This is a genomic window from Streptomyces sp. NPDC058880 (genome assembly GCF_042742535.1).
Taxonomy (GTDB): domain Bacteria; phylum Actinomycetota; class Actinomycetes; order Streptomycetales; family Streptomycetaceae; genus Streptomyces.
This window is the reverse complement of record NZ_JBHYMC010000017.1, coordinates 98,326-118,857: the sequence shown is the minus strand read 5'-3', so window position 1 is coordinate 118,857 and position 20,532 is coordinate 98,326. Positions and strand designations below refer to the sequence as shown.

Annotated in this window: 18 protein-coding genes; 8 read left to right on the top strand and 10 right to left on the bottom strand. The window is 71.1% G+C overall.

All coding sequences use genetic code 11. The features are described from left to right. Positions 1-166: 166 nt before the first annotated feature. Together ACFW2G_RS13280 and ACFW2G_RS13275 are read right to left on the bottom strand one after the other, a co-directional pair. Complete coding sequence (locus tag ACFW2G_RS13280; RefSeq protein WP_037915686.1) at positions 167-862, bottom strand: ABC transporter ATP-binding protein; 696 nt, start codon at positions 860-862, stop codon at positions 167-169. Next, positions 859-1,944: an ABC transporter permease gene (locus ACFW2G_RS13275; RefSeq protein WP_384447292.1), complete on the bottom strand. Its 1,086-nt coding sequence runs from the start codon at positions 1,942-1,944 to the stop codon at positions 859-861. Before ACFW2G_RS13275 ends, ACFW2G_RS13280 begins: the two co-directional genes overlap by 4 nt. A 134-nt stretch (positions 1,945-2,078) precedes the next feature. Between ACFW2G_RS13275 and ACFW2G_RS13270 the strand changes: the two genes are divergently transcribed. Beyond that, positions 2,079-3,359 carry a sensor histidine kinase gene (locus tag ACFW2G_RS13270; RefSeq protein ID WP_384580427.1) on the top strand — a complete coding sequence of 427 codons (1,281 nt, stop codon included), beginning with the start codon at positions 2,079-2,081 and terminating at the stop codon, positions 3,357-3,359. After that, on the top strand, positions 3,356-3,985 hold the full coding sequence (locus tag ACFW2G_RS13265; RefSeq protein WP_037915682.1) for a response regulator transcription factor: 630 nt from the start codon (positions 3,356-3,358) through the stop codon (positions 3,983-3,985). The genes ACFW2G_RS13270 and ACFW2G_RS13265 overlap by 4 nt, the downstream gene beginning before the upstream one ends. Before the next feature lie 43 nt (positions 3,986-4,028). On the opposite strand, the gene ACFW2G_RS13260 is transcribed toward ACFW2G_RS13265, so the two are convergent. Next, on the bottom strand, positions 4,029-5,501 hold the full coding sequence (locus ACFW2G_RS13260) for a PLP-dependent aminotransferase family protein (RefSeq protein WP_384447287.1): 1,473 nt from the start codon (positions 5,499-5,501) through the stop codon (positions 4,029-4,031). Positions 5,502-5,752: 251 nt separating this feature from the next. On the opposite strand from ACFW2G_RS13260, the gene ACFW2G_RS13255 reads away from it, so the two are divergent. The 3 genes from ACFW2G_RS13255 (at position 5,753) to ACFW2G_RS13245 (ending at position 9,758) form a co-directional block, all read left to right on the top strand. Beyond that, positions 5,753-6,364, top strand: coding sequence for an NTP transferase domain-containing protein (locus ACFW2G_RS13255; protein WP_172671251.1), 612 nt, complete (start codon positions 5,753-5,755; stop codon positions 6,362-6,364). Between the two features lie 251 nt (positions 6,365-6,615). Next, complete coding sequence (gene aceB / locus ACFW2G_RS13250; protein ID WP_037915679.1) at positions 6,616-8,235, top strand: malate synthase A; 1,620 nt, start codon at positions 6,616-6,618, stop codon at positions 8,233-8,235. 332 nt (positions 8,236-8,567) lie between these two features. Next, complete coding sequence (locus ACFW2G_RS13245) at positions 8,568-9,758, top strand: hypothetical protein (RefSeq protein WP_384580425.1); 1,191 nt, start codon at positions 8,568-8,570, stop codon at positions 9,756-9,758. 290 nt (positions 9,759-10,048) lie between these two features. On the opposite strand, the gene ACFW2G_RS13240 is transcribed toward ACFW2G_RS13245, so the two are convergent. The 7 genes from ACFW2G_RS13240 to ACFW2G_RS13210 form a co-directional block, all read right to left on the bottom strand. Next, the gene (locus ACFW2G_RS13240; protein WP_037915673.1) at positions 10,049-11,440 is read right to left on the bottom strand and encodes a nucleobase:cation symporter-2 family protein; all 1,392 of its coding nucleotides are present in this window, start codon (positions 11,438-11,440) and stop codon (positions 10,049-10,051) included. A gap of 314 nt (positions 11,441-11,754) precedes the next feature. Beyond that, on the bottom strand, positions 11,755-13,155 hold the full coding sequence (locus ACFW2G_RS13235; RefSeq protein ID WP_384447282.1) for an 8-oxoguanine deaminase: 1,401 nt from the start codon (positions 13,153-13,155) through the stop codon (positions 11,755-11,757). A gap of 194 nt (positions 13,156-13,349) precedes the next feature. Beyond that, positions 13,350-14,273: a factor-independent urate hydroxylase gene (pucL, locus tag ACFW2G_RS13230; protein WP_037915670.1), complete on the bottom strand. Its 924-nt coding sequence runs from the start codon at positions 14,271-14,273 to the stop codon at positions 13,350-13,352. 1 nt (position 14,274) lies between these two features. After that, positions 14,275-14,664, bottom strand: a complete 390-nt coding sequence (gene uraH, locus ACFW2G_RS13225; protein WP_037915668.1) for a hydroxyisourate hydrolase — start codon at positions 14,662-14,664, stop codon at positions 14,275-14,277. Between the two features lie 8 nt (positions 14,665-14,672). Beyond that, on the bottom strand, positions 14,673-15,179 hold the full coding sequence (uraD, locus tag ACFW2G_RS13220) for a 2-oxo-4-hydroxy-4-carboxy-5-ureidoimidazoline decarboxylase (protein ID WP_384447279.1): 507 nt from the start codon (positions 15,177-15,179) through the stop codon (positions 14,673-14,675). A 154-nt stretch (positions 15,180-15,333) separates the two neighbouring features. Further along, positions 15,334-15,717 carry a helix-turn-helix domain-containing protein gene (locus ACFW2G_RS13215; RefSeq protein ID WP_037915663.1) on the bottom strand — a complete coding sequence of 128 codons (384 nt, stop codon included), beginning with the start codon at positions 15,715-15,717 and terminating at the stop codon, positions 15,334-15,336. Then, positions 15,714-15,965: a hypothetical protein gene (locus tag ACFW2G_RS13210; RefSeq protein ID WP_078555773.1), complete on the bottom strand. Its 252-nt coding sequence runs from the start codon at positions 15,963-15,965 to the stop codon at positions 15,714-15,716. The genes ACFW2G_RS13215 and ACFW2G_RS13210 overlap by 4 nt, the downstream gene beginning before the upstream one ends. Positions 15,966-16,091: 126 nt before the next feature. Here ACFW2G_RS13210 and ACFW2G_RS13205 point away from each other — a divergent pair, with 126 nt between their 5' ends. The 3 genes from ACFW2G_RS13205 (at position 16,092) to ACFW2G_RS13195 (ending at position 19,596) form a co-directional block, all read left to right on the top strand. After that, positions 16,092-16,925 (top strand): TIM barrel protein, encoded by an 834-nt coding sequence (locus tag ACFW2G_RS13205; RefSeq protein WP_384447277.1) that lies wholly within the window; start codon positions 16,092-16,094, stop codon positions 16,923-16,925. 75 nt (positions 16,926-17,000) lie between these two features. Further along, positions 17,001-17,900, top strand: coding sequence for a 2-hydroxy-3-oxopropionate reductase (locus ACFW2G_RS13200; protein WP_037915654.1), 900 nt, complete (start codon positions 17,001-17,003; stop codon positions 17,898-17,900). Between the two features lie 238 nt (positions 17,901-18,138). Beyond that, a complete protein-coding gene (locus tag ACFW2G_RS13195; RefSeq protein ID WP_384447295.1) occupies positions 18,139-19,596 on the top strand; it encodes a catalase in 1,458 nt (485 codons plus the stop codon). Positions 19,597-20,532 lie beyond the last annotated feature (936 nt).

Below are 20,532 nucleotides of genomic sequence, written 5' to 3'. Positions count from 1 at the left end.
CGGCGCCCCTCCGAGAGGGGCGCCGGGGCCTTCCCGTACGACGGTCGCGGAGCAGGGCCGGGGGACCCCGACGCGGATGGGACCGGGGGCCGGCCCGCGGGCCCGCGGGCGGTGATCCGGGCTCACCACCGTGCGAGGCCGCCCCCACGCGCCTCCGTACGCCGCCTCAGGGCGCGGCGACGGGATCCTGGTGCCCGACCGCCAGCCTGCCGTCGGTCATCGTCGCCGTACGGTCCATCCGATCCAGGTGGGCGTGGTCGTGGGTGACCAGCACGGTGGCGGTGGAGCGTTCGCGCGTCAGGGTGACCAGCAGATCCAGCACGGCCGCGCCGCGCTCGTGGTCGAGGGCGCTGGTCGGCTCGTCGACCAGCAGCACGGCGGGCTCGTTCATCAGCGCGCGGGCGATGTTGATCCGCTGGCGCTGGCCGCCGGAAAGCTGGTGGGGACGCTTGTCCGCCTTGTCGGCGAGGCCGACCGCGTCCAGCAGCTCCAGCGCGCGGCGGCGCAGGGCCTTCGTGGGCCGGCCCGCGACGTGCGCCATGACCTGCAACTGCTCGGCGGCCGTCAGCGAGGCCAGCAGGTTCGGCTGCTGGAAGACGATGCCGATCTTCTCCCGGCGCAGGGCCGACTTCTCGGCGGGGCCCAGCCGGGTGGTGTCCTCGCCCGCGACGACGACCCGCCCCCGGTCCGGGGTGACGAGGGTGGCGGCGACCGCGAGCAGGGAGGACTTCCCGGAGCCGGAAGGTCCGATCACCGCCGTGAGGGTGCCGGCGGGAACCTCCAGCCCCACCGCGTCGAGGGCGGTGAGCCGGCTCTCGCCGTCGGGGTAGGTGAGCGTGACGTCGTGGACGAGGAGGGTCATCGGGCGCTCCCGAGGGCGGTCAGCGGGTCGACGGCGGTGATCCGCCGGATGGACAGGGCCGCGCCCAGCGCACCGAGCGCGATCATGATCGCGGCGGGGACGAGCACCGTGGCGGCGTCGAGGACGAAGGGCACGTCTCCGCCGCTGATCAGCGCGCCGAAGCCGGCGGCGAGCGCGGTGCCCAGCCCGGTGCCGAGGGCGAGCATCACCACGGCCTGGCCGAGGGCGTCCCGCAGCAGGTAGGGGGTGGAGGCGCCCAAGGCCTTCAGGACGGCGATGTCGCCGCTGCGCTGGATGGTCCACACCGTGAAGAAGGCGCCGATGACCAGCGCCGAGATGGCGAAGAGGAAGCCGCGCATCAGCTGGAGCGAACCGTTCTCGGCCTGGTAGGAGCCTATGGCGCCCAGCGCTTCGTCGACGGTCTGCGCCCGGGTGTCCGCGGCCCGGTCGGCGGCGGCGAGGTCCAGGCCGCTGCCGGAGACCGCGACGACGGTGGCGAGGGTCTCGACGGAGGTACCGGGGTTGCCGATCCGCTGCCAGTCGCCCAGGTCCATCCAGACGACCGGCGTGTGGCTGTAGGCGGCGGTGCCGGCGACGGCGGCCACGGTCACTTCGACGGTACCGATCCTGAGCCTGGCGCCGGCGGCCAGGCCGCCGAGCTCCTTCGCCGCCTTCTCCGCGAGGACCACCCGGCCCGGCGCGAGACCGGCGTCCCGCGGCGGGAGCCCACCCGCGGGGTCCACGCCGAAGACCGAAACGGCGGCGGTGCGCTCACCCGAGACGGCGTTGGCGGTGCGGATGCCGAGGGGCTCGGCCGTCCGCACTCCGGGTTGCTCCCGCCAGGTCAGCCAGGCCGACTCGGGCACCAGGGAGTTGGTGAAGGACACCTTCTGGTCCCCGGCGGGTGCGGCGAAGGCCAGGTGTGAGGCGGGCAGGCCGGTGATGGCCGAGACGTTTTCCCGGGCCAGGCCGGCGGTGAGCCCGGACAACAGGCCGACCAGCAGCGTGATCAGCAGCACGACCGAGCCCATGAGGGCGAAGCGGCCCTTGGCGAACCGTAGATCTCTCCATGCGACGAACATGTCCCCCACCCTGGTCCTCCGCGTGGGCACAAGGCATCGCGCCACAGGAGAGATCCTGGTATCGAAGGGCGCATCGGGACATCGAACTTTCGGTTGACCTGGGCCGGGCGCGACCGACTTACCCTGGTTCGGACATGACTTCCGCCGCTCCCCCCGTCCCGCCCGCCGTCTGTGCGCCGCCGGCCGGACCAGCCCCCGCCCGCGCCCTGACCCCCGTGTCGAAGGTGCTGAAGCTGTGCCTGCACGCCCTACTCCTCGGGCTGCTCGCACTGGCCGTCGGCCGCGCCGTCGCCGACTCCGCGCCCCGGACCGGCTGGGTGGTCGCCGCCTGCGTGCTGCTCGCCTCCGTGTACGCGGCCGGTGTACGGGCGCCCGCCGTGCACCGTTCGCCGCGGGCCGGGGCGCTGTGGCTGGCCGGGCTCGGGGCGGCCTGGGCGGGCCTGCTGGCGGTCTCCCCCGACGGGCTGTGGATCGCCTTCCCGCTGTACTTCCTGGAGCTCCACCTGCTGCGTCTGCGCTGGGGGGTCGCGGCCGTCGCGGTGACCGCCTGCGCAGCCATCGGCGGCTTCCTCGCGCACAGCAGCGTGGCGACCCCCGGGGCCTTCCTGGGGCCGCTGCTGGGCGGTGCCGTGGCGGTGGCGACCGTACTGGGCTACCAGGCGCTGTACCGGGAGAGCGAACGCCGCCGGGAGCTGATCGAGGAGCTCATCACGACCCGGGCCGAGCTGGCCGCCGCCGAGCGAAGCGCCGGGATCCTGGCCGAGCGGGAGCGCCTGGCCCGGGAGATCCACGACACCCTCGCCCAGGGACTGTCCTCCATCCAGCTGCTGCTGCGGGCGGCCGAGCGGGCGCTGCCGGAAGGCGCCGCGGCCCGGCCGCACATCGCGCAGGCTCGCGAGGCGGCCCAGGACAACCTCGCCGAGGCGCGCCGCTTCGTACGCGCCCTCACGCCGCCGGACCTGGAGCACGGCTCGCTCGCCGCGGCGCTGGAGCGGCTGTGCTCGGGGGTGCCGGGGCTGCGGGTGCGGTTCTCGCTGAGCGGCCGGCCGCGGGTGCTGCCGACCCCGTACGAGGTGGCGCTGCTGCGGATCGCCCAGTCGGCGCTGGCCAACGTGGTGCGGCACGCCCGGGCCGGGCGTGCGGAGATCACGCTGACCTTCATGGACGCCTCGGTGACCCTGGACATCGTCGACGACGGGCAGGGCTTCGACCCGTCCTCGGCCGCCTCCGGCTCGGGTGACGGCGGCTTCGGACTGCCCGCCATGCGCTCGCGCGCCGAGACGCTGGGCGGGCTCTTCACGGTGGAGTCGGCCCCGGAGCAGGGCACCGCCGTGGCCGTCACCCTGCCCCTGCCCCTGCCCCTGCCCCTGCCCCTGGACCATCTGCACCACTCGGACAGCGTGGAGGCCCTGTGACCATCCGTCTCCTGCTCGCCGACGACCACCCCGTGGTCCGGGCGGGCCTGCGCGCGGTGCTGGACACCGAGGCGGACTTCGCGGTGGTGGCCGAGGCGGCCACCGCCGAGCGGGCGGTGGAGCTGGCCGCCCGGGAACCGGTGGACGTGGTGCTGATGGACCTCCAGTTCGGGCCGGGCATGCACGGCTCCGAGGCGACGGCCCTGATCACGGCCCGTCCGGGCGCCCCCCGGGTGCTGGTGCTGACCACCTACGACACGGACGCGGACATCCTGGCGGCAGTGGAGGCGGGAGCCTCCGGCTACCTGCTCAAGGACGCCCCGCCGGAGGAGCTGGCGGCGGCGGTGCGCACGGCCGCCGCGGGCCAGTCGGCGCTCGCCCCGGCGGTGGCGCTGCGCCTGATGGACCGGATGCGCACACCCGCGGAGGCGTTGACGAAACGGGAGCTGGAGGTGCTCCAGCTCGTGGCGGACGGCCTCTCAAACCAGCAGATCTCCAAGCAGCTGTTCCTCAGCCAGGCCACGGTCAAGTCGCACCTGGTCCACGTCTACGCGAAGCTCGGCGTCGAATCGCGCACGGCGGCGGTCGCGGCGGCCGCCACCCGCCGTCTGATCCGCACTCCCTAGCCGGGGGCTGCCCCGCGGCCCGGCCGATCCGCCGGAGGCGGCCCTATGCCACCCAGTGCGGGCGGTCCACCGGCGAGCGGAGCGGAACCCCGTCGTGGAAGGCCGCCGCAAGGCGGCGCACGGCCTCGTCCAGGCGGTCGGCGGGGAGGGTGTACGGGATGCGGAGGCGGTGTTCGAAGGTGCCCGGGTCGACGCCGAAGCGGGCGCCGCGGGTGATGTGCACGCCGGCGGCCGCGGCCCGTTCGGCCAGGGCCGAGCTGACCGGCTCGCCGAGGTCGACCCAGAGCGAGAGGCCGCCGGGCGGGATCCGCCAGGACCATCCCGGGGTGTGCTGCCGGAGCGAGTCCGTCAGGGCCGCGCGCCGATCGCGCAGCAGGTCGAGCCGGGCGGGCAGGGTACGGTCCATGCCGTCCAGCAGGTGGAGCGCGACGAGCTGGTCGAGGACCGAGCCGGTCATGTCGGCGGAGACCCGCGCGGCCGTCAGCTCGGTGATCATCTTCGCGGCGGCTCGGACCCAGCCGACGCGCAGGCCGCCCCAGTGGGTCTTGCTGAGCGATCCGATGGTCACCACGTGATCCGTGCCGCCGCGCGGCGCCAGCGAGGCCAGGGGCGCGGGGGCGGGCACGTCCAGGGCGATCTCGGCCATGGTCTCGTCGACCACCAGCCAGGTGCCGGTGCGCCGGGTCGCCGCGAGCAGCCGCAGCCGCTGCTCCTCGGGCATGAGCGCGCCCGTCGGGTTGTGGAAGTCGGGGATCACGTAGGCCAGCCTCGGCACGGTCTGGTGCAGCGTGGACTCGGCGATCTCCATGTCCCAGCCGGTGTCGGAGACGGCGATGGGCGCGGTGCGCAGCCGGGCTCGGCGCAGCGCGTCCAGGGCGTTGGCGTAGGTGGGGTTCTCCGTGACGACCCGGTCTCCTGCCTGGCAGAGCAGGGCTGTGACCAGGGTGAAGGCATGCTGGGCACCGGAGGTGATGAGGATCTGCTCGGGGCGGGTGGGCAGGCCGCGCCGGGTGAAGCGTTCGGCGACGGCCGTGCGAAGGTCGGGCAGGCCGTAGGGGTGGTAGCCGGGGGTGCGGGCGGCCTCGGGCAGCAGCAGGGCGGCCTGTGCGAGGGCGTCGGCGAGGGCGCCTTCGGGGGCGCCCATGGCGGCGATGGCCAGGTCGATGCCGGTGCCGCCGTCGGCGTCGTGGCCGCCGGCGCCGACGAGGGCGTGGGCTCCGACGGGGCCGTGGCCGTCGGGGAGCTCGGTCCAGGTGCCGGCGCCGCGCCGGCTGCGGACGTAGCCGCTCTCGCGGAGCAGGTCGTAGGCGCCGGTGACGGTGGCGCGGCTGGCGCCGACGGCTTCGGCGAGTTCGCGTTCGGCGGGCAGGCGCACGTGCAGGGCGATGCGGCCGTCGAGGATCAGCGTGCGGACGGCTTCGGCGAGTGACCGGTAGCCGGGGCGGGCGCGTACGTCGGCGGGGAGCAGCGCTGCGAGCTGTCGGCTGGCGATGGTTCTGTCAGCCGTCCGAGCCACTCGCCTGTTCACCGTGCCAACCTCCCCTGATTGGCTCTGACAGCCGGACCGATCGAGGTCCAGAATCGCGGCATTGGCCTCTGATGGGCAAGGGGAATCCGGGATGCCGACCCGGCGCGACGCCCACGCCCCGGCGGCCTGCGCCGAGCAGCGGGTCCAGCTCCGGCGCGGCTCGGGGCCGCGCCGACCGCTGCGCGGCGCGCCTTCGCGCGGCGTCCCCGGGAACGCGTACAGGAGCGAGAATCGGTGGCATGTCAGCCACTACGCACTCCGATGCACCCGTGATCGCGGGTCTGCTCCTGGCAGCCGGCGGCGGCCGCCGGCTCGGCGGCCGCCCGAAGGCCCTGCTGCCCTACCGTGGCCGTCCGCTGGTGGAGAACGCCGTACGGGTGCTGCGGGAGGCGGGCTGCGGCCCGGTGCACGTGGTCCTCGGAGCGTCGGCGGCCGAGGTCCGCGAGCGGGCCGACCTGTCCGGCTGCGTGGTCGTGGACAACCCGGACTGGGCGGAGGGCATGGGTTCCTCCTTGCGGGTGGGCCTGGCCTCCCTGGCCGGTACGGACGCCGGTGCGGCCCTGGTCTCGCTGGTGGACCAGCCGGGCATCGGCCCGGCGGCGGTCGCCCGGGTGCGGGAGGCCTACCGCTCCCCCGCGAGCCTGGCGGCCGCGGCGTACGACGGGGAGCGCGGGCACCCCGTGCTGTTCGGCGCGGAGCGCTGGGCGGACATCGCGGCGACGGCCACGGGCGACAAGGGCGCCCGGACCCATCTGGCGCGCCACGCCGGAGAGCTCGTACTGGTGGAGTGCTCCGACGTCGCGGAGGCCTTCGACATCGACACGCCGCCCGACCTGGCGCGACTCCTCTGAGCACCGCGTGACGACAGTGGCACTGAGGGCCACCGGCGGGGGGAATCTGTCGACTCAGAGAATCTCGACATCAACAAACCATTGAACTTCCACCATGAGGAAATTACTATCCACTGGTCAGAAGCGCCCTGAACCCACAGACGGCGCCCGCGACCGTATGTCGGAGCTCTCCACACCCGACGGCACTGCGTGCCGTCTCGCGCGAGCATTCCCCGCGGCCGCCAGGCACCGCCGCTGAAGGAGTGACAGTTATGTCCGCACCAGCGCCGTCCCCGCTGGCCATCGTCGATGCCGAGCCCCTGCCGCGGCAGGACGAAGTCCTCACCGGAGCGGCCCTCGCGTTCGTGGCCGAGCTCCACCGACGGTTCGCCCCCCGCCGCGCCGAGCTCCTCGCCCGCCGCGGCGAGCGCCGCGCCGAGATCGCCCGGACCTCCACCCTCGACTTCCTCCCGGACACCGCACAGGTCCGCGAGGGCGACTGGAAGGTGGCGCCGGCCCCGGCCGCGCTCAACGACCGCCGCGTGGAGATCACCGGTCCGACGGACCGCAAGATGACCATCAACGCCCTGAACTCGGGCGCCAGGGTCTGGCTCGCCGACTTCGAGGACGCCTCGGCTCCCACCTGGGAGAACGTCGTCCTCGGCCAGCTCAACCTGATCGACGCGTACGAGCGCCGCATCGACTTCACCGACCCCCGCACGGGCAAGGCCTACGCGCTCAAGCCCGCCGCCGAACTCGCGACCGTCGTCATGCGGCCGCGCGGCTGGCACCTGGAGGAGCGCCACCTGCAGTTCGAGGGCGGCCCGGCCTCCGGCTCCCTCGTCGACTTCGGCCTGTACTTCTTCCACAACGCCAAGCGCCTGATCGACCTGGGCAAGGGTCCGTACTTCTACCTGCCCAAGACGGAGTCGCACCTGGAGGCCCGCCTCTGGAACGACATCTTCGTCTTCGCCCAGGACTACGTCGGCATCCCGCAGGGCACCGTCCGCGCCACCGTCCTGATCGAGACGATCACCGCCGCGTACGAGATGGACGAGATCCTCTACGAGCTGCGCGACCACGCAGCGGGCCTGAACGCGGGCCGCTGGGACTACCTCTTCTCCATCGTGAAGAACTTCCGCGACGGCGGCGAGAAGTTCGTCCTGCCGGACCGCAACGCGGTGACGATGACGGCCCCGTTCATGCGGGCCTACACCGAACTGCTCGTCCGCACCTGCCACAAGCGCGGCGCGCACGCCATCGGCGGCATGGCAGCCTTCATCCCGTCCCGCAAGGACGCCGAGGCCAACACGATCGCCTTCGCGAAGGTCAAGGCCGACAAGGACCGCGAGGCGGGCGACGGCTTCGACGGCTCCTGGGTCGCCCACCCCGACCTGGTCCCGATCGCCATGGCCTCCTTCGACGCCGTGCTCGGCGACAAGCCCAACCAGAAGGACCGGCTGCGCGAGGACGTCTCGGTGGCCCCGGGCGAGCTCATCGCGATCGACTCGCTGGACGCGAAGCCGACGTACGAGGGCCTGCGCAACGCCGTCCAGGTCGGCATCCGCTACATCGAGGCCTGGCTGCGCGGCCTCGGCGCCGTCGGAATCTTCGGCCTGATGGAGGACGCGGCCACCGCCGAGATCTCCCGCTCGCAGATCTGGCAGTGGATCAACGCGGGAGTCGTCTTCGAGAACGGCAAGACCGCCACGGCCGAGCTGACCCGCGAGCTGGCGGCCGCCGAACTCGCCGCCCTGCGCACCGAGGTCGGCGAGGAGGCCTTCGCGGCCGGCAAGTGGCAGCAGGCCCACGACCTCTTCCTCACGGTCTCCCTCGACGCCGACTACGCGGACTTCCTCACGCTCCCGGCCTACGACCAGCTGGTCGGCTGACACCCCGGATCCGACCGGAACGCACCGCCCGGCCCCACCCCACGGCTCCGCCCCCGCCGCCCACGGCAGCGGGGGCGGAGCCGTGTCCGCCGCCCTGCCGGGAGGGGCACCCGGGCCATGCCGCACGGGGGCCGGGCCCCGCCGGAAGAGCACACGGGACCGAACGACCGATCGGTTGTTACTCGTTCGTAACTTGCCTGTACCTAGCGGTAACAACCGGGTCCGTGTCACCTTTCCGGTGCCACCGGCCGGCGGTACCCCCACTTCCCAGCCACACGAAACGGCGACGCGACGTCGCCCGCTTCGGCGTGGCCGAACGCAGGAGTTCCGCAGTGATCGGATTCCGCAACGTCAGCAAGGACCGGATCCCCCGTCGGTTGCGACGACTGGTCTGTGCCGCCGTCACCGTGCCGCTCGCCACCGGCGCGCTGCTGGCCGGCGGCGCCGGGACCGCCGGGGCCGCCCCCGGGAACGGTCCCACGGCCGTGGTGTCCATGGGCGACAGCTACATCTCCGGCGAGGCCGGGCGATGGAAGGGCAACAGCCTGACCAACACCGGCAGCCGCAACGGCACGGACCGCGGCTGGGTCAGCGGCAGCAGCTACGACCCCTCGAAGGTATACGGCACCACGGCCGGAGGCTGCCACCGGTCCGACTCGGCCGAGGTGCGCAGCGCCGGAGCGATCGCCGCCGTCGCCGTGAACCTCGCCTGTTCCGGGGCCGTCTCGCAGAACGTGTTCCGCGCCTCCAACGGCGGCGTCCCCTACAAGGGCGAGGCCCCGCAGGCCGACCAGCTGGCCGCCGTGGCCGCGAGCCACGATGTCAAGGCCATCGCCCTGTCCGTCGGAGGCAACGACCTGGGCTTCGCCGACATCATCAAGAACTGCGCCCTCGACTTCGTCATCTGGTACTCGTACTGCTACGACGACCAGCAGTACGCCGTCGACCAGAAGATCGACGGCGTCATGGCGAACGTCGGCAAGGCCGTCGACGAGATCCGTGCCGTGATGCGCACGGCCGGGTACGCCGACTCCTCCTACCGGATCGTCCTCCAGTCCTACCCGTCGCCGATCCCGCGGGGTGCGGAGAATCGCTACACCCAGAGCGACTGGAGCCGCCTCAACACGGGCGGCTGCCCCTTCTGGAACCGGGACTCGGACTGGGCGCGCGACTCGCTCGTGCCGCAGATCGCCGGCCGTCTCAAGGGCGTCGCCGCCGCCAAGGGCGTGCAGTTCCTGGACCTGCGGGACATGCTCCAGGGACGCGAGGTGTGCGCGAAGGCGAGCAAGCAGGTCACCTCCACGGTCCCGGCCTCGGGCAGGACGAGCGAGTGGGCGCGCTGGATCGACAACAACGAGTCGCAGGGCCTGATCCAGGAGTCCATGCACCCCAACTACTACGGCCAGCTGGCCGCCGGCCGGTGCCTGGCCCTGGCCATGGCGCAGCCCGCCTCCTCCGCCTCCAGCTGCAAGAACACCGCGGGGAGTGACCACACCGGAATGTTCCTGACCGCGGCGCCCTAGCTGTTTCGAAAGTCCCGCCTGGCCCGCGACGCCTGGCACGCGCGCTCGCCGCGTGTCGGGGTCGCCCACGTACGCCCCGTACGAGGACGACCCTCCGCCTTGCGATCGCACGCACCAGACGCCGCGGGGCCCGCCCTTCGGGCGGACGGCGCTCCTTTCGACACACGCCCCGGCAGGCGCGCGGCCACCGTTCGTACGGGCGCACGGCGGTTCGCCCGTACCGGACGCGGCGGTGCGCTCGCCACACCCGCAGTGGGTGGCGAGCGCACCGCCGTGCTTCCTGCGACCGGTCAGTGGACCGGCACCGGTTCGGGTGCGGCCCCCGAGGCCGCGCCCTTCCTGGCGCCGAGGTGGTTGAAGGCCAGGTTCAGCACGATCGCCACCACGCAGCCGGTGCTGATGCCGGAGTCGAGGACGACCAGCAGGTCCTTCGGGAAGGCGTGGTAGAACTCCGGCGCGGCGATCGGGATCAGGCCGATGCCGACGGATGCGGCGACGATCAGGGCGTTCTCGCCCTTCTCCATGGCCGCTCCGGCCAGGGTCTGGATGCCGCTGGCGGCCACCGAACCGAAGAGGACGATGCCGGCGCCGCCGAGGACGGGCAGCGGGACCACTCCGATCACCGAGGCCGCCATGGGACACAGGCCCAGCAGGATCAGGATGCCGCCGCCGGCGGCGACGACGAACCGGCTGCGCACCCTGGTCATGGCGACCAGGCCGATGTTCTGGGCGAAGGCGCTGCACATGAAGCCGTTGAAGAGCGGGCTGATCGCGCTGCCGAGGGTGTCGGCGCGCAGGCCTCCTGCGATGGTCCTCTCGTCCGCCGGCCGGCCGACGATCTTGCCCAGGGCGAGGATGTCGGCGGTGGACTCGGTCATGCAGACGAGCATGACGATGCACATCGAGACGATCGCGGCCACCTGGAACTGCGGGGCACCGAAGTGGAACGGAGTGGGGAAGCCGACCACCGAGGCGTTCTTGACGGCGTCGAAGCTGGTCATCCCCAGCGGAAGGGCGATCAGGGTCCCCGCGACCAGGCCGAGCAGGATGGAGATCTGCTGGAGGAATCCGCGCAGGAACTTGCGCATGAGCAGGACGATCACCAGGGTGACGGCGGCCATGCCGATGTTCTTCATCGAGCCGTAGTCGGTGGCGGTCCGGTTGCCGCCCTGTGACCAGTTGAAGGCCACGGGCAGGAGCGAGACGCCGATCAGGGTGATGACGGTGCCCGTGACGACGGGCGGGAAGAAGCGGACGAGCTTGCCGAAGTAGGGGGCGGCGAGGAAGCCGACCACCCCGGCGACGATGATCGCGCCGAAGATGACGGGCAGGGCATCGGCACCCTCCCCCTTCCCTATGGCGATCATCGGGGTCACACCGGCGAAGGAGACGCCGTTGACGAAGGGGAGCCTGGCGCCGACCTTCCAGAACCCGAGGGTCTGCAGGAGGGTGGCGAGTCCGGCGGTGAAGAGCGAGGCGCCCATCAGGAAGGCGGTCTCGGTGGCGGAGAGTCCGACCGCGGGGCCGACGATCATGGGCGGGGCCACGACACCCGCGTACATGGCGGCCACGTGCTGGAGGCCGCTGGTGAACATCTTCAGAGGAGGCAGGGTCTCGTCGACCGGGTGCTTCTCCTCCGGTACTGCGACTGCGTCTTTGCGGAACCTGGGCGGTTGGGCCACGGCTTCCTCCGGTCGGGTAACACGTCGGCAGGGACGTGGGTGTCATGGAGGTGGTGCGAAAGCGGTGCGAGTCGAGCGCGTTGATGGAGTTGTGGGTGGAGCCGGTGGATCTACTTCTTGTCCCAAGGGGCGCGGAAACGATTCGCCCAATCGCCGCTCCCGCGGTGCGCCCGTGGCGCTGGTGGCACGAGTCACCGCTCCCGGGGGCGCCTTCGGATCTCCTCGGGCGCCACCCGGGAACGGCTGCCCGCGGACCCCGCTCGGGTCCGCGGCGGCCGGCCGGGGGCCGTCCCCCCCGGCCGGACTCCGGGGGATCAGGCCTGCGCGATCCGCGCGAGGCGCTGGGCCTCTTCCCGCGTGGACACCGCGATGGCGTCCTCGTCGGCGAAGAGCAGCCGGTTGTTCTCCACGATCTGCTTGCCGTTGACGAACGAGGCCGTCACCGGGGCGGCCGCACCGAAGACCAGAGCGGTCACCGGGTCGGCGATCGAGGAGTGCAGGAAGGTGTTCAGGTTCCACAGGACCAGGTCGGCGCACTTGCCGACCTCCAGCGAACCGATGTTGTCGGCGCGGCCGAGGACCTGGGCGCCGCCGTAGGTGCCCAGGCGCAGGGCCTGGCGCGCGTTCAGGGCGCGCTCGCGGTGGACCGGGTTCAGGCGGTTGATCAGCAGCGCGTTGCGCAGCTCGGTGTGCAGCTCGCCGGACTCGTTGGAGGCGGTGCCGTCCACGCCGAGGCCCACCGGGACGCCGGCCGCGAGCATGTCGGGGACCCGGGCGATGCCGGCGGCCAGACGCGCGTTGGAGGAAGGGCAGTGCGCGACACCGGTCTTGGTGCGGGCGAAGGCGGCGATGTCGGAGTCGTTCATGTGGACGCTGTGCGCCATCCACACGTCCTCGCCGAGCCAGCCGGTCGACTCGAAGTAGTCGGTCGGGCCCATGCCGAAGAGCTCGTGGCAGAACTTCTCCTCCTCGACGGTCTCGCTGCCGTGCGTGTGCATGCGCACACCGAGGCGGCGGGCGAGCTCGGCGCCCTGCTTGAGCAGCTCGGTGGAGACCGAGAAGGGGGAGCAGGGGGCGACGGCGACCTGGGTCATCGAGTCGAAGGACGCGTCGTGGAACTTCTTGACGGTCGCCTCGGTGTCGGCCAGCGCACCTTCGAGGGTCTCGACGGCGTGGTCCGGCGGCAGGCCGCCGTCCTTCTCGCTGCGGTCCATCGAACCGCGGGCGAGGGTGAAGCGGACGCCCATCTCGGACGCGGCCCGGATGATCGAGCCGGACAGGTCGCCGGAGCCCTTGGGGAAGACGTAGTGGTGGTCCATGGCGGTGGTGACACCGCCCTTGGCCATCGCGGCGAGGGAGCCCTGCGCGGCCGTGTACGTCATCTGCTCGTCGATGCGCGCCCACGTCGGGTACAGGGCGACGAGCCAGTTGAAGAGGTTGTGGTCGGTGGCCAGGCCGCGCGTGATCCACTGGTAGAAGTGGTGGTGCGTGTTGACCAGACCGGGGGTCACGAGGTGCCCGGTGCCGTCGATCCGGCGGACCACGTTTTCGAGGTTCTCGGGGGCCTTGCCCGCACCGATGAATTCGATCTTGTTGCCGGCGACGACGACGTGGCCCGAGGCGTACTCGGTGTCATGGGCGTCGACGGTCGCGATCGCACAGTTCTCGATGACGATGCGCGGGGCGGCGCTGTCATGGGCTGCCGATGCTGCCATGGGACTTCCTCGTGCTTTCAGTGGCGGTGCGGGCACGGCAGGACCCAGGGGATTTGAGTGCCGGAGCCGGGGCCTTGGCAGCTGACAGTACTGCCGGCCCGTGGGGTGCGTCCGGGTGCCGATTCAGGAAGTTGGGTCGTGTCGCACGGTCCCGGGGCCACTGCGGAGAGCCCCGGGACGCGCGTGCCGCGCTCTTAGAGGTTGGTCATGTCCACCGGAATGCGCGCGTCGGCGCCGTCCCGCAGGATCGTGGCCTCGATCAGACCGTACGGACGGTCCGCGGCGAAGTACACCTCGTTGTCGTTCTTGAGGCCGAAGGGCTCCAGGTCGACGAGGAAGTGGTGCTTGTTCGGGAGCGAGAAGCGGACCTCGTCGATCTCCGAACGGTGGTTGATGATGCGCGAACCCATCTGGTAGAGGGTCTGCTGCAGCGAGAGGGAGTAGGTCTCGGCGAAGGCCTGCAGCATGTGCTTGCGGGTCTCGGCATAGGACTTCTCCCAGTTGGGCATCCGCTGCTCGTCGTCCGACCAGTTGAAGCGCCAGCGGCCCGACACCTGGGTGGCCAGGATGCGGTCGTACGCCTCCTGCAGGGTCGTGTACTTGTCCTTCACGTAGCCCCAGAACTCGGAGTTCGTGGAGTTCATGACGACCAGGTCCTTGAGACCGGAGATGACCTCCCAGTTCTGGCCGTCGTAGGTGATCTGGGTGACGCGGGTCTCCTGGCCCTGGCGGACGAAGGAGTGCTTGACCTCGTCGGCGCCGATGAACTTGGAGTTCGCGTCGGACGTGGCGATCCGCTCCCAGGCGTACTCCTCGATCCGGATGCGCGCGCGCTGGATCGGCTCCTGGCTGCCCACGAACCAGCGGGCCAGGTGGATGCCGAACTGCTCGGCGGACTCGATGCCGTACTCCTTGGCGAACGCATACACCGTGTTCTTGGTGGTGTCCGTCGGCAGGACGTTGGCGTTCGAGCCGGAGTAGTGGACGTCGTCCATGTCGCCGGAGAGGGCGACCGAGACGTTCAGGTCCTTGATGTGGTGCGTGTCGCCGTCCCGCGTGATCTTGACGACGCGGTTCTCTGCTTTGCCGTACTGGTTCTGGCCCAGAATCGTGGCCATGCTAGCTCCCTCGGTAAACGGAGTAGCCGAACGGGTTGAGCAGCAGCGGTACGTGGTAGTGCTCGCCCGGGTTCACCGCGAACGTGATGGTGACCTCGGGGAAGAACGTAGCGCTGTCCCTTACGCGGGGGGCGTCCTGCTGCGCCTCGGCTTGCTTCTTTGCGAAGTACGTCTCGGTCTCGAAGTCGAGACGTACGTGGGTGGTGCCCTCCGGCAGTGCCGGCAGGTCCTTGCAGCGCCCGTCCGCATCGGTGGCGGATCCGCCCAGGGCCACCCACTCGCCGCCCGGTCCCGTACGGGCCGACAGGGAGATGGCGACGCCCTCGGCGGGCCTGCCGATGCTGGTGTCCAGGATGTGCGTGGACACGGACGCGGTGGTCTCGGTGCTCATGGTCGGACTCACTCTCCTTCTACGAGGCGGGTCAGGCGGATCTTGTTGATCTTGACGAGCTCGCCGCGGGCGATGTCCCGCTCCTGCTCCGGCGAGTTGTCGATCCGGACCTTGACTGCGTCCCGCATGAACTCACCGGTCGCACCGGTGGCGCAGATGAGGAAGACGTGGCCGAACTTCTCCTGGTAGGCCAGGTTCAGTTCGAGGAGCTCGTTCCTGAGCTCCTCGGAGGCGCCGGCCATGCCCCGCTGTTCGCGGGCGGAGGTCGGGTCTCCCGGCTTCGGCCGGCCGATCGGCGCGTGGCCTCCCATCGCTTCGGCCAGGTCCTCCGCGGTGAGCTCCGCCATGGCGGCCTCGTTCGCGGCGAACAGGGACTCGGCGGTGGCGAAGGGGCGCTGGGCGAGCATCTTGCTCCCCCACGCCGAGCTGGCGCACACCTCGTGCAGCTCGGCCGAGGCCGCCCTGTCGTCCAAGGTGTTGATCCGGGTGAGACCCGGGGTCGGACTCGAAGTCACGGTAGGCCTCCGTGGCCTGTTGTTGCTTTGACGGGCTGCGCATAGCTAACGCCCTCCGCAACACGGCGTCAACACTTTGTTGAAACTTCCCGTACACAAAAGCCGCCGCCCGGGTGAATGGGGCGGCGGCTCGTCACCGTGAGTCGTAATCCGCTCACGCCTGGGTGTTCTTACTGGGATTTTCCCTGTTCAAGTAGTTGTAGACCGTGAAGCGGCTGACGCCCAGCGCGCCCGCGACCGTCTCCACGCCGTGCCGCACGGAGAAGGCGCCGCGCGCCTCCAGTATCCGGACGACGTCCTGCTTGGACTTCCGGTCGAGCTGGGACAGCGGCATGCCGTGCCGGCGTTCCAGCGCGGCCAGGATGTGGTCCAGCGAGTCCGAGAGCTGCGGCAGGCGCACGGCGAGCAGCTCCCGGCCCTCCCAGGTGAGCACGACGTCGTCGGGCGTGGCCTGCGCCGGATCCATGAGCTCACCGCCCATGGCGTCCACGAGCGGCTTGACCGCCGTGACGAAGGGGTGGTCGCGGGGCTCGGTCATGACGCCTCCTCGCCGATCACGTTGACCTGGAGGGTGACGCGGGTGGCCCCGGCCCCCAGGGAGTCGCGCAGCAGCGCGCTCACGGCGGACAGCACCCGGTCGGCCTCACCCTCCGCGGTGTTGCCGAAGGGGCCGACGTCCACCGCCTCCAGCTGGGCCTTCTGGATGACCTCGCGGGCCGCCACGGCGTGGTCGGGGGCCTCTTCGAGATCGAAGGGCTCGGTCGTGAACTCCACTCTCAATCGCACGCGGCTCAAGCTACCGCGCCGTCTCGATTTTTCGGCAGTCCGCACTTGACATCCGCGCGGAACCCCATGCAGTCTTCCATCAAGCAGAAAACAACTTCCGCAATACGGAAGGAGCGCACACCCCTCATGGGATACACGGACCAGCGCTTCGATGTGAACCTGTCGATCCTCTTCACGGAACTCCCGCTTCTGGAGCGCCCCGCGGCCGCCGCCGCGGCGGGCTTCACGGCGGTCGAGCTGTGGTGGCCCTGGATCGAGACCCCCACCCCCGCTCAGGAGGAGCTCGACGCCCTCAAGAAGGCCCTTGAGGACGCCGGCACCCAGCTGGTGGGCCTGAACTTCTACGCCGGCCGCCTGCCGGGCCCGGACCGCGGCGCGGTCTCGGTACCCGGTGAGGAGTCGGACCGCTTCAACGCCAACATCAACGTCGCGGCGGACTTTGCCGCCTCGGTCGGCTGCAAGGCGCTCAACGCCCTGTACGGCAACCGCGTCGAAGGCGTGGACCCGGCCGCCCAGGACGAGCTGGCCCTGAAGAACCTGGTCGTGGCGGCGCAGGCCGCGGACCGCGTGGGCGCGATCCTCCTGATCGAGACCCTCAACAAGCCCGAGTCGCCGCTCTACCCGCTGGTGAGCGCCCCGGCCGGCATCGAAGTGGTGGACAAGGTGAACCAGGCCACCGGCCTCGGCAACGCCAAGTTCCTGCTCGACCTTTACCACCTGGCGATGAACGATGAGGACCTCTCCGAGGTCATCGAAAAGTACGCCGCCAAGACCGGGCACGTCCAGATCGCGGACAAGCCGGGACGGGGGGCTCCGGGCACCGGCGAGCTGCCCCTGGAAGAGCTGCTCGACCAGCTGAAGAAGGCCGGATACGAGGGCTACGTGGGGCTTGAGTACAAGGCCGAGGACGCCGCCGCCTCCTTCGCCTGGCTGCCGGCCGAGGCCCGCGCCGCCCAGTAGGGGGACGAAGTCCGGGCGATCAGCCAGGCACCTCACGCACTTTTCGTACGAAGCATTAAGAGAAGGACCCTCATCATGAGCAACCCCGCTGCGCTCCCGTCGATCGCCTGGATCGGTCTCGGAATCATGGGCTCCCCCATGTCCGAGAACCTGCTGAAGGCCGGCTACCCGGTCACCGGCTTCACGCTGGAGCAGGACAAGCTGGACCGCCTGGCCGCCGCCGGCGGCACCGCGGCCGGATCGATCGCCGAGGCCGTCAAGGACGCCGACGTGATCATCACGATGGTGCCCGCCTCCCCGCAGGTCGAGGCCATCAACTACGGCCCCGAGGGCATCCTGGAGAACGCCAAGTCCGGCGCGCTGATCATCGACATGTCGTCGATCACCCCGCAGACCTCCGTGGACCTGGCGAAGAACGCCGCCGAGAAGGGCATCCGCGTCATCGACGCCCCGGTGTCCGGCGGCGAGGCCGGCGCCATCGAGGCCGTCCTGTCGATCATGGTGGGTGGCGAGCAGGCGGACTTCGACGCCGCCCTGCCGATCCTGGAGACCCTCGGCAAGACCATCGTCCTGTGCGGCCCGCACGGCTCCGGCCAGACGGTGAAGGCCGCCAACCAGCTCATCGTCGCGGTGAACATCCAGGCGTGTGCCGAGGCCGTCGTCTTCCTGGAGAAGTCGGGCGTGAACCTCACCGCCGCCCTGGACGTCCTCAACGGCGGCCTGGCCGGCTCCACGGTGCTGACCCGCAAGAAGGACAACTTCCTGAACCGCGACTTCAAGCCCGGCTTCCGGATCGACCTGCACCACAAGGACATGGGCATCGTCACCGACGCCGCCCGCAACGTCGGTGCCGCCCTCCCGGTCGGCGCGGTCGTCGCCCAGCTGGTCGCCTCCCTGCGCGCCCAGGGTGACGGCGGCCTGGACCACTCGGCCCTGCTGCGCGCCGTCGAGCGCCTCTCCGGCGCCCAGGTCTGAGGTCCCCCGCCGGGCCCCCACGGGGCCCGGACCGCCCCCTCGCGCAGGGGGCACCGAGTCTCCGGACGGTGCCGGTGCTGACACCTGTCCTGTCGCGCCCAAGCGTCGGCACCGTCCGGGTCATCTCACCCCACAACTTCGTTCAACAAACTGTTGACGTTTAGTTCTTGCCGAATTTAGGCTGTTCCGCATGACGGAAGACGCTTTCCGTCAGCAGTTACCCGTACGGAAGGTCACCATGTCGAAGCGCACGCTGACGACCGAGTCCGGCGCCCCGGTCGCCGACAATCAGAACTCCGCCACCGCCGGCGTCGGTGGCCCGCTCCTGATCCAGGACCAGCAGCTCCTGGAGAAGCTCGCCCGCTTCAACCGCGAGCGCATCCCGGAGCGCGTGGTGCACGCCCGCGGCTCGGCGGCGTACGGCTACTTCGAGGTGACCGACGACGTCACCGCGTACACCAGTGCCGCCTTCCTCAACACGGTCGGCAAGAAGACCGAGACCTTCCTGCGGTTCTCCACCGTCGCAGACTCCCTCGGCGGCGCGGACGCGGTGCGCGACCCCCGTGGCTTCGCCCTGAAGTTCTACACCGAAGAGGGCAACTACGACCTCGTCGGCAACAACACCCCGGTGTTCTTCATCAAGGACCCGATCAAGTTCCCCGACTTCATCCACTCCCAGAAGCGCGACCCCTTCACGGGCAAGCAGGAGCCGGACAACGTCTGGGACTTCTGGGCGCACGCCCCCGAGGCGACGCACCAGATCACCTGGCTGATGGGTGACCGCGGCATCCCGGCGTCGTACCGCCACATGAACGGCTACGGCTCCCACACGTACCAGTGGACGAACGAGAAGGGCGAGGCCTTCTTCGTCAAGTACCACTTCAAGACCAATCAGGGCATCCGCTGCCTCTCCGGCGAGCAGGCCGCAGAGCTGGTCGGCAAGGACGCGAACTCGCACCAGACCGACCTGCTCCAGGCCATCGAGCGCGGTGTGAACCCGAGCTGGACGCTCTACGTCCAGATCATGCCGGCCGCCGAGGCCGCGGACTACCGCTTCAACCCGTTCGACCTCACCAAGGTGTGGCCGCACGCCGACTACCCGCTGCAGCGGGTGGGCCGCCTGGTCCTCGACCGCAACCCGGACAACGTCTTCGCCGAGGTCGAGCAGTCCGCCTTCTCCCCGAACAACTTCGTCCCGGGCATCACCGCCTCGCCGGACAAGATGCTCCAGGGCCGCCTGTTCGCCTACGCGGACGCCCAGCGCTACCGCCTCGGTGTGAACCACACCCAACTGCCGGTCAACGCCCCCAAGGCGACGAAGGCCGACAACTACGGCCGCGACGGCGTCATGGCGCTGCGCAACGGCTCCCGCCACGACAAGAACTACGAGCCCAACTCGCACCAGGGCCCGTCCGAGACCGGACTGGCGCTGGGCGCCCCCAGGGCCGTCTCCGGCTACACGGGCACCCACGAGACCCCGGCCCACACCAAGGACGACGACTTCTTCCAGGCCGGTGAGCTCTACCGCCTGATGTCGGAGGCCGAGAAGGAGCGCCTGGTGGCGAACATCGCCGGCGGCCTCTCCCAGGTCACCCTTGAGGACGTCATCGAGAAGAACCTGGCTCACTTCCACGCCGCCGACGCCGACTACGGCCGTCGCGTCGAGGAAGCCGTGCGCGCCCTGCGCGACGCCTGAGCCGACAGGGATGTACCGGGGGCCTGACGGGAGGTCAGGCCCCGGGTGCTGGGCCCGAACCGTGAACCCGGATGAGGGGTGGTACACGGCGAGGGCAGGACGAGGACCGTGGCAGGCGTGCGAGCCAGTGCGGTGGTAATGGGTTCCGAGGCCCGTCTCTTGACCTGAGGGAGACGGTGCCGGAGTTCTCGTCGCCCGCCCGCCACGGTCCCAGCCACTCCCCCTTCTCTTCCCACAGGGGCTGCGCACAGAGCGCCCTGCGGGAAGCGGAGAAGGAAACCTTCCTCCCCACACAACTCCGCCCGGCGGTGCGAACGTCCTGTCGCGCCAGCCTCGCACCGTCGGGCGGTAACAACCAGAGCGCCGAGTCACGGACGGTCCCGTGACTCGGCGCTTTGTCGTACCCGTCCGGATGGCCGAACCCGTCCGGATGCCGTCACCGTGGGGTGGCCGTCACCGTGGGGTGGCCGTCACCGTGGGGTGGCAAGCGCCGTGGGGTGGCCGGCCTCCGGTCGGGCAGGTGCCGGCGCCGGGTTGGGCGTCCGGGGCCCCGCCGTCGAGGGACCCGGCGCACCGCGGCCGCACCGGAGCGCGGGCCGTGCACGGCACTTCCGGGCGGTTCGAGGACCACGAAGGGCCGTTTCCGGCCGGTCGAGGCCGAAGGCCGTTCCCGGCCTCCCGGGGCGGCCACGTACGGGAGCCGCCCACCGCACGTCCCGGTCCCGGTGGGCGGGCCCCGGTGCGCGGGGAACCGGGCGTCACGCGGCATCGCACGGCCGGGCCGGGCCCGGGGGAGCCGGTCAGCACGCTCGCGGCGCCGGAGAGCGCGTACGGGACGCACACGGGGGCGCGAGCCTCCTGAGGAGATCCCCGCCCGGCCCCCGCCGGCCACTGCAGCACCCCGGAGCCGGCCTCCAGCAGTACCCCGAGACCGGG

Coding starts and splice junctions, on each gene's coding strand:
- ACFW2G_RS13280 (WP_037915686.1), bottom strand. CDS start 862: ATGACCCTCCTCGTCCACGACGTCACGCTCACCTACCCCGACGGCGAG.
- ACFW2G_RS13275 (WP_384447292.1), bottom strand. CDS start 1,944: ATGTTCGTCGCATGGAGAGATCTACGGTTCGCCAAGGGCCGCTTCGCC.
- ACFW2G_RS13270 (WP_384580427.1), top strand. CDS start 2,079: ATGACTTCCGCCGCTCCCCCCGTCCCGCCCGCCGTCTGTGCGCCGCCG.
- ACFW2G_RS13255 (WP_172671251.1), top strand. CDS start 5,753: ATGTCAGCCACTACGCACTCCGATGCACCCGTGATCGCGGGTCTGCTC.
- aceB (WP_037915679.1), top strand. CDS start 6,616: ATGTCCGCACCAGCGCCGTCCCCGCTGGCCATCGTCGATGCCGAGCCC.
- ACFW2G_RS13235 (WP_384447282.1), bottom strand. CDS start 13,155: ATGGCAGCATCGGCAGCCCATGACAGCGCCGCCCCGCGCATCGTCATC.
- pucL (WP_037915670.1), bottom strand. CDS start 14,273: ATGGCCACGATTCTGGGCCAGAACCAGTACGGCAAAGCAGAGAACCGC.
- uraH (WP_037915668.1), bottom strand. CDS start 14,664: ATGAGCACCGAGACCACCGCGTCCGTGTCCACGCACATCCTGGACACC.
- ACFW2G_RS13215 (WP_037915663.1), bottom strand. CDS start 15,717: ATGACCGAGCCCCGCGACCACCCCTTCGTCACGGCGGTCAAGCCGCTC.
- ACFW2G_RS13205 (WP_384447277.1), top strand. CDS start 16,092: ATGGGATACACGGACCAGCGCTTCGATGTGAACCTGTCGATCCTCTTC.
- ACFW2G_RS13200 (WP_037915654.1), top strand. CDS start 17,001: ATGAGCAACCCCGCTGCGCTCCCGTCGATCGCCTGGATCGGTCTCGGA.
- ACFW2G_RS13195 (WP_384447295.1), top strand. CDS start 18,139: ATGTCGAAGCGCACGCTGACGACCGAGTCCGGCGCCCCGGTCGCCGAC.